The organism is Pseudaeromonas paramecii, from assembly GCF_039540575.1.
Lineage (GTDB): Bacteria > Pseudomonadota > Gammaproteobacteria > Enterobacterales > Aeromonadaceae > Pseudaeromonas > Pseudaeromonas paramecii.
The window spans coordinates 80,243-87,139 of sequence record NZ_BAABFC010000022.1; the positions used below are offsets into that span (position 1 = coordinate 80,243).

The 6,897-nt window shown below is 58.4% G+C and carries 5 protein-coding genes; 3 read left to right on the top strand and 2 right to left on the bottom strand.

What is annotated here, in order from left to right:
- The first annotated feature begins 59 nt into the window (after positions 1 to 59).
- Positions 60 to 950: a DMT family transporter gene (locus ABD847_RS14665; RefSeq protein ID WP_345014360.1), complete on the top strand. Its 891-nt coding sequence runs from the start codon at positions 60 to 62 to the stop codon at positions 948 to 950.
- 40 nt (positions 951 to 990) lie between these two features.
- Here ABD847_RS14665 and rsuA read toward each other — a convergent pair whose 3' ends face one another.
- The gene (rsuA, locus tag ABD847_RS14670; protein WP_345014362.1) at positions 991 to 1,683 is read right to left on the bottom strand and encodes a 16S rRNA pseudouridine(516) synthase RsuA; all 693 of its coding nucleotides are present in this window, start codon (positions 1,681 to 1,683) and stop codon (positions 991 to 993) included.
- A 198-nt stretch (positions 1,684 to 1,881) separates the two neighbouring features.
- Between rsuA and ABD847_RS14675 the strand changes: the two genes are divergently transcribed.
- Both ABD847_RS14675 and ABD847_RS14680 read left to right on the top strand, forming a co-directional pair.
- A complete protein-coding gene (locus ABD847_RS14675) occupies positions 1,882 to 3,069 on the top strand; it encodes a cyclic di-GMP phosphodiesterase (protein ID WP_345014364.1) in 1,188 nt (395 codons plus the stop codon).
- Between the two features lie 111 nt (positions 3,070 to 3,180).
- On the top strand, positions 3,181 to 3,675 hold the full coding sequence (locus ABD847_RS14680; protein WP_345014366.1) for a HipA domain-containing protein: 495 nt from the start codon (positions 3,181 to 3,183) through the stop codon (positions 3,673 to 3,675).
- 173 nt (positions 3,676 to 3,848) lie between these two features.
- On the opposite strand, the gene ABD847_RS14685 is transcribed toward ABD847_RS14680, so the two are convergent.
- Positions 3,849 to 6,851 carry a hypothetical protein gene (locus ABD847_RS14685; RefSeq protein ID WP_345014368.1) on the bottom strand — a complete coding sequence of 1,001 codons (3,003 nt, stop codon included), beginning with the start codon at positions 6,849 to 6,851 and terminating at the stop codon, positions 3,849 to 3,851.
- Positions 6,852 to 6,897: the final 46 nt, after the last annotated feature.

Consider the following 6,897-nt stretch of genomic DNA (forward strand, 5'->3'; position numbering starts at 1 on the left):
GGCGCTCAGTATCGTGCTACCCATTCGGGCCCTGCGGGGCCCGTTGTCGTGGAGCCCCCATGCATTACGAACTCTTCGCCCTGGCCGCCGCCCTGCTGTGGGCCATCGCCAGCCTGCTCTCCGTCCTGCCTGCCGCCCACCTGGGTGCCTTCGCCTTTAGTCGTTACCGCATGGCCTGCGTCACCGCCATGCTGGGCGCCGCCAGTCTGGTCACCGGCGGCTTTGCCGGGCTGAGCCTGGCGCAGCTGGGCTGGATGGCCCTATCGGGCCTCATCGGCATCTTCGTGGGGGACACGGCGCTCTACGCCTGCCTCAATCGCCTGGGGCCGAGGCGCGCCGGCCTGCTGTTTGCCTGCAACGCCCTGTTCACCGCCCTGTTGGGACTCTGGCTGTTTGATGAACGGCTGGGGGGTTGGCGTCTGCTGGGCGGCGGGCTCATCTTTGTCGGCGTGCTGCTGGCCATCGCCTTTGGCCGCAAACACAGCGCGACGCTGGAGCAGATCCGCCATCCGCTGTGGCTGGGGGTGGCGCTGGGCTTGCTGGCCGCCCTGTGCCAATCCCTGGGCAGTCTCATCGCCAAGCCGGTGATGAGCGCCGGGGTGGATCCAGTGGCCGCCTCCTGCACCCGGATGGCGGCCGCCCTGCTGGCCCACCTGCTGTTGCGGGCCAGCGGCGCCCCCTTCGCCCGGGCCAGGCAGGCCATCAACCTTAGGGTGCTGGGGGTGGTGGCGCTGAACGGCTTCCTGGCCATGACCCTGGGCATGACCCTGATACTGCTGGCGTTAAAACACGGCGAGGTGAGCCTGGTGGCCATTCTCTCCGCCACCACCCCTGTGATGCTGCTGCCCTTGCTGTGGGGCTACACCCGCCAGAGGCCCCTCCCCTCGGCCTGGGCCGGGGCGGCCCTGGTGGTGGCCGGCACCGCCCTGATCCTGGGGATGAAGGCCTAGGCCCCAGCTGGCTTGCCGGTAGAATTCGGCAAGCCGCGGCTTAGCGAAACGCCGCTACCTCTTCTTCGGTCAGCGGCCGGTATTCACCGGGCGCCAGCGCGGCATCCAGCGCCAGGGGGCCTACCTGCTCCCGGTGCAGCTTCACCACCTTGTTGCCGATGGCGGCGAACATGCGCTTGACCTGATGGTACTTGCCCTCGTGAATGGTGAGCAGCGCCTCGGTGTCGGAGATGAGTTCCAGCTGGGCAGGCCGGGTCAGATCCCGCTCGCTGCGCAGCTGAATGCCTTCGGCAAATTGGGCGATGGCGGACTCGGGCACCGGATCCGCCAGCCAGACCCGATAGCGCTTGGCGCACTCGTGGCGGGGTGAGGTGATACGGTGGGACCACTGACCGTCATCCGTGATGAGCACCAGGCCCGTGGTATCCAGATCCAGCCGTCCGGCACAGTGCAACTTGCCCAGCGCCGGCTCCTCCAACAGGAAGAAGACATTGGGATGATCGGGATCCTCATTGGAGCAGACATAGCCCTCGGGCTTGTGCAGCATGAAGTAGCGCGGCCCGGTCAGCCGCAGGCTCTGACCGGCAAACTCCACCTCGTCGGACTCCCCCAGCGCGATAGCCCCTTGCTTGACCGGCTCGCCATTGAGCAGCACCTCGCCACCACGCAGCAGCCGGCTGGCCTGAGAGCGGGTGATCCCCAGACTCTGGGAAAGAAATTTATCCAAACGCATCTATGGTGACTCCTAGGGGCCGTCAAAAGGCCAGCATTGTACTGCCAGTGCCGGTGCAAGGCACCTGTTATGCGCCGGGATGGCTGCGCCTGCAATCGCGTGCAAAAAAGCAACAGACCCGCCACATCTTTGCGCTCGGTCAGGTGACAGCCTCCCCACCAACAGGCAAAATGAGTCCGGAATCAACATGAGCCTCATATGGAAACAACACAAAGTACCCTACGACGACTGACCCTGGCTCAACTGCAGCCGGGCATGTTTGTCACCCGCATACTGCAGCAACAGGGTGACACCCGCTTGAGCCAAAGCGGCCTGGTTGGCAATCAGGGGCAGATACGCCAGATGGCGCAGCTGGGGGTCCTGGTGGTGGAAGTGGATCTGGCTCGCAGCAAGCAAGTCAGCCAGGCACAAGCCCAGCCCGCCCCCTCAACGCCGCCGGCACGCAACAAGCCCAATCTCACCAAGGCCCAACACAGGGAGCGGGTGCGCCGCCTCTATCAGGAGGCCAAGGGGCTGCAAGGCAAGCTGTTCGACCAGCTCAAGGCCGGCGAGCCCATCGCCATGGCGCCGCTGGAGGCCATGGCCGACGAGCTGGTTGACAGCATCTTCGAGCACAACGATGCCCTCATGTGCTTGAGCCGTATCCGGGAAAAAGACAGCTACCTGATGGAGCACTCGCTGAACGTCGGCATCCACCTGGCCAACTTCGGCCGGCACCTGGGCTTGCCGCGCCAGGTGCTCAAGGAGCTGGCCATCGGCGGCATGCTGCACGACACGGGCAAGATCTTGATCCCCGATGCCGTGCTGCACAAACCCGGCCGGCTCACCGAGGATGAGTTTGCCATCATGCAGACTCATGTCCGCCTGGGGCAGCAGATCCTGGACGCCTCCCCCGGCTTCAGCCCCATCATGCGTTCCGTGCTCAGCGGCCACCATGAGCGGCTCGATGGCCAGGGGTATCCGGCCGGACTCACCGCCGAGGCACTGGATCAGTACGCTCGCATGGCCAGTGTGGTGGACGTGTACGACGCCCTCACCGCCGATCGTTGCTACAAGCCCGGCATGCCCGCCTCCCAGGCCCTGCGCATCCTGCTGCAAGGCGCCGGCAGCCAGTTTGACAGCCAGCTGGTGGCTCAGTTTATCAAGTGCCTGGGGATCTACCCGGTGGGCAGCCTGGTGAAGCTCGACAGCGGCCGCCTGGCCCTGGTGATGGAGCGCAACGACAAGACCCCGCTGCAACCCCTGGTGAAGATACTCTACAGCACCAAGTCCAGTGCCTACCTGGAGGTGCGCCTGCTGGATCTGTCCCGCCCCGGCGAGACCGATCGCATCGAATCCGCCGCCGACCCACGACACTACGGCATCGATCTGGCGCCCTTCTTGTAAGTCCCGCGGTCTCCCCAAACCGGGCTGGCGCCAGCGGCGCCAACCCGACTTGATTCAGCCACCAGCCAAACGAAAAAAGCCCATGTTTCCTTGGGCTTTTTGTCTCACTCAGTGCGATGTCTGACCACCTTTACCGGCGCCGACTATCGTGCACCGGGGGCCTTGGACTACGTTAATTTCCTGCGAGCGACCCGACTCTGTACCAATGACGTGCGGGAGATGGCCTTCGCCTTCGAGCGTGCCGTCTTCAATGTGGTATTCAATAACCGGGACGACCATCCCAAGAATTTTGCCTACCTGATGTCATCTACCGGTCAGTGGAAGCTAGCCCCGGCCTATGACGTGACCTTCTGCGAAGGGCCTGGCGGCTATCACCAGATGGATGTGATGGGTGAGGCACTGGCCATCGATCGAGCCGCTCTGCTGCGGCTCGCCGAGGAGGCGGAAGTCCCGGCACAGAATGCTAACCGCACCATTGATGCCATCAGCGAGGTGGCCAGTCAGTTTTCAACCATCGCCGAGAGGCTGCTGCCGCAAGCGATTAGCCCCGCGACACTACGCCTGCTCCAAAGCCGGATCGACCAGAACCTAGCGTTGCTGCGTTAGCTGGAGAGTAAGTCGAAGGGGCATCACCCCGACGAACTTTGCCAGACGCCACAGACAAAAAAACCGATACCATGTCGGCATTTCTTATGCCTTCCATGGTATCGGTGTTTGTTTCATCGCTGACATTAATCCATTTCTGGATTGGAATTGTTGAAATTCGAGTACAGTTGTCTTCACTCAAACCGCTGCTCGTGCTCCATATCCTCCCGCTTTTCACTTGCTTTCTCGCGTTCGATCCAATCAACCAGTTTTGCAGACACTGTTCGAGCTGCCTCTGCGATTTCTGCTCTATCATGCCCAATCAATTTTTTGATCGCATCAGCTCTAGGTTGCATCACATTCGCTCGACTACCAGACCAGGATAAAGGAGCCACTCGCCCGGCGTACTCCTCCAGAATAGCTTCCGGCTCAGGAGCAGCCTCAAGCAGCCTAAGCGCAGGCTCTGACATCGTAAGCCCTTCTTCACCCTCTTCCCACAAGTTAATGCCCGACGCAATAGGCGCCCACACACCGATATCATTTTTTGCCTTGCACCATGCAATCAACACATCCGCATCGATTTTGGCGAGAGTAGACTGCCGATAACCACTATAGCCAATAAAGAACTTTCGTCGTTTTTGTTGCTCTTCACTACCTTCGAAAACACGATTGAGAAATGCCACAGGCATCAAGGCGACAGTCGTCCCAATGGCGTTTGGAAATGAATGAACATAGCCATTGTGCTTATCAACAACGGAAAAGATAGTGTTCAACCACTCCTGCTTCTCGGCCTCATTGCCATCGAAACGCAACGCAGCGTTGATAACGCACTCCATCTGATGATCCATGGAGCCGCCAGGGCCATTGTGCTTTCTTGGAAGGCTCTGGATTGCCGCTCTTAGGCCGACCCTTCGAAATTCTGGACCCAGCGTATCCACTACACCCTCTTTGCCATGCAACCTCATACTGAGAGCAGCCAAAACCACACTATCGCCATTCGGTTTACTCAGTAGTCGCCGAGCAAGATCGAGGACACGGTCTCTGGGGAGATGCCCATACTCATCCCGCCATAGAATTGGCTCATACATTCCCGGATGAATATCTGGATCATCCAGAAGAGCCAAGCAACGGTTCAGATCTGTTTCTGTAAATTTTCCCCAGGGGTGCAAATAGACCAAATCCTTTCGAAGTAGAGGATTTTTTGCACACTGATTGAGCAGTTCCTGGGCTAGAGCTGGATCAATAGAGCCAGTTTCTTCGAGAAAACCTTTAAAAATTAAAAAATTATTATGCCCTTCAGGCTGCCGTTCTAGCTGCTCAATGAGTAGCAGCCAGACAGTCCGCAAATCATGCGCCCCTCTCGCCATCCCCCTCCCGAATGCAGCACGATAGGGCAGCCAATCGTTGGAAAACAGGCTGGTGCCGAGTTCTTCGAGCTTATGGTCTGATGTCGCAAACTCCTCACCCAGTCGAAATGCCTTGGATTCAAGACGCCTCTCAGATTCGTGATAACTGTTAGGGTTGCTATGGTCAAAATTAACGTCAAGATCCCAATAGTACGCCCCCTTGCTCAGCACATACGTCATGATTGAAGGAATCAGGTCATGCGGCTCCAGCTTCCTCTCCAGTGCGGCAAGGGTGTCCGGCAGCGGCTCAACATCATCCTCATCGTTGCGTTTGGTATGGTCAAAATAGATCGTGGAGCGGACGGCTTTCCAACCTTCGCCCCAAGGGTGGTGTGCATGCAACGTGTAAGCAGCCTCAACGAGCTTGTCCCTTATTGCAGGCTGACGCCACAACCCTCGAAAGGTGTTTGCCATGATCAGCCTTGCTGGTTCTGCAAGCTCAGGAGTGCCGGAAGTTCCCAATTGCACAGTCACGTCGATAAAGGCGCTGCGCCACTCAACAAGTTCATCATGATTGGGGTGCAATCCATAGTCTCTTGGACGAGCACCAAACTCATTCCAGCCAAACCTGGTCCATCGATCCTCCAAGGCTGTAGAGAGCATCTGAAAACCCAGCGACCTCCGACCAGCAACGATTGATGAAAGGCATTCATTCATGACGGCAATTCGCTGCACTAACGTGGCATGCGTACCCGATAGATACGCTTGATAAAATGGCGTGATCTGATTTCGCACCGAATTGTTGCTGTTGTTCTCCTCTTCATGGTCAGCCACATGGATGAGGAGGCGGATGCACCGCTCGAAAGCGCTCGGTTCATACGCCAACAATTGCAACAGATTGAGTATTGTTGTCCGCCGCGGGTTGTAACCCTGCTTCATACCTTTAAAGTCATCTACGGTCAGCACCGCCTCGATCCTGTCGAGCAGAGCGTCCTGTGCGACAGGGGCAATGTAGTCCAGCATTCGCGCCGACATATCGTCCAACGCGGTTATCCGCCCCAACAGCCCATCAGGCTGAAGCCAGCTCTCAGCGATCTCTTTTGCTACTGGGTGGTCATGCAATAGGCCAAGCCTGTGTGCAAACGACATGAGTAAACGCTGACGCCCAGCCACTTCAAAGGTCGCCCTGAGTTGAGCAGCCGGAATGCTATCAAGTGCCGCTGACGCCAACTTGTTGGCAATGGCATGAGGAAGGATCGCTCTCCAATGGGCCCTTTTCTGCACAACATGGCGCCCCAACAACCTGTTGACTGACCGAGACAACTGGATGGCGGAATGCCCAGAGATCGACCCCAACACTTCCAGTTCAGTTTGACCATCCTCGACGGCTGCTACCGAGAACGAATAGACCAAGGACAGTATTTCAGCCTGCGCCCGCAGGTCATCATCCGGATGGTTGCGCTGTTCAAACAAACGATCAAATAACTGCGCATCAGAAAGTTGAGCCAAGCTCTCACCTTCCTCTACCCGCTCGGCGATGGCCAGAGATACCCTCGCATTTCCATCAGCAAACGCCGCTATGCGGCGGGCGTTATTCTGCCCAATATTGGGAAAACGACGGAGCAGAAGCTGTTCCGCCACTTCCGGTCCAACCGCTTCTATATGGATGACCTCTGTCGTCTGAGGCTTGTCGTCTCGGATGTCATACTCAACCGTAATAAGGCTCACCTTACCACCTGCGGCTGACATCTTGCTGGCCAGCGAAGAGTGCAACGCTGAAGGACAGTTATCGAGGATCATGATGGCCTGTCGGCCTTCTGCGATCTGAATCGCCACCAGTGATTTAGACACTTCCCAGCCGTTCCCGATAGCGGGATTCAAACTCTACTGGACTCAA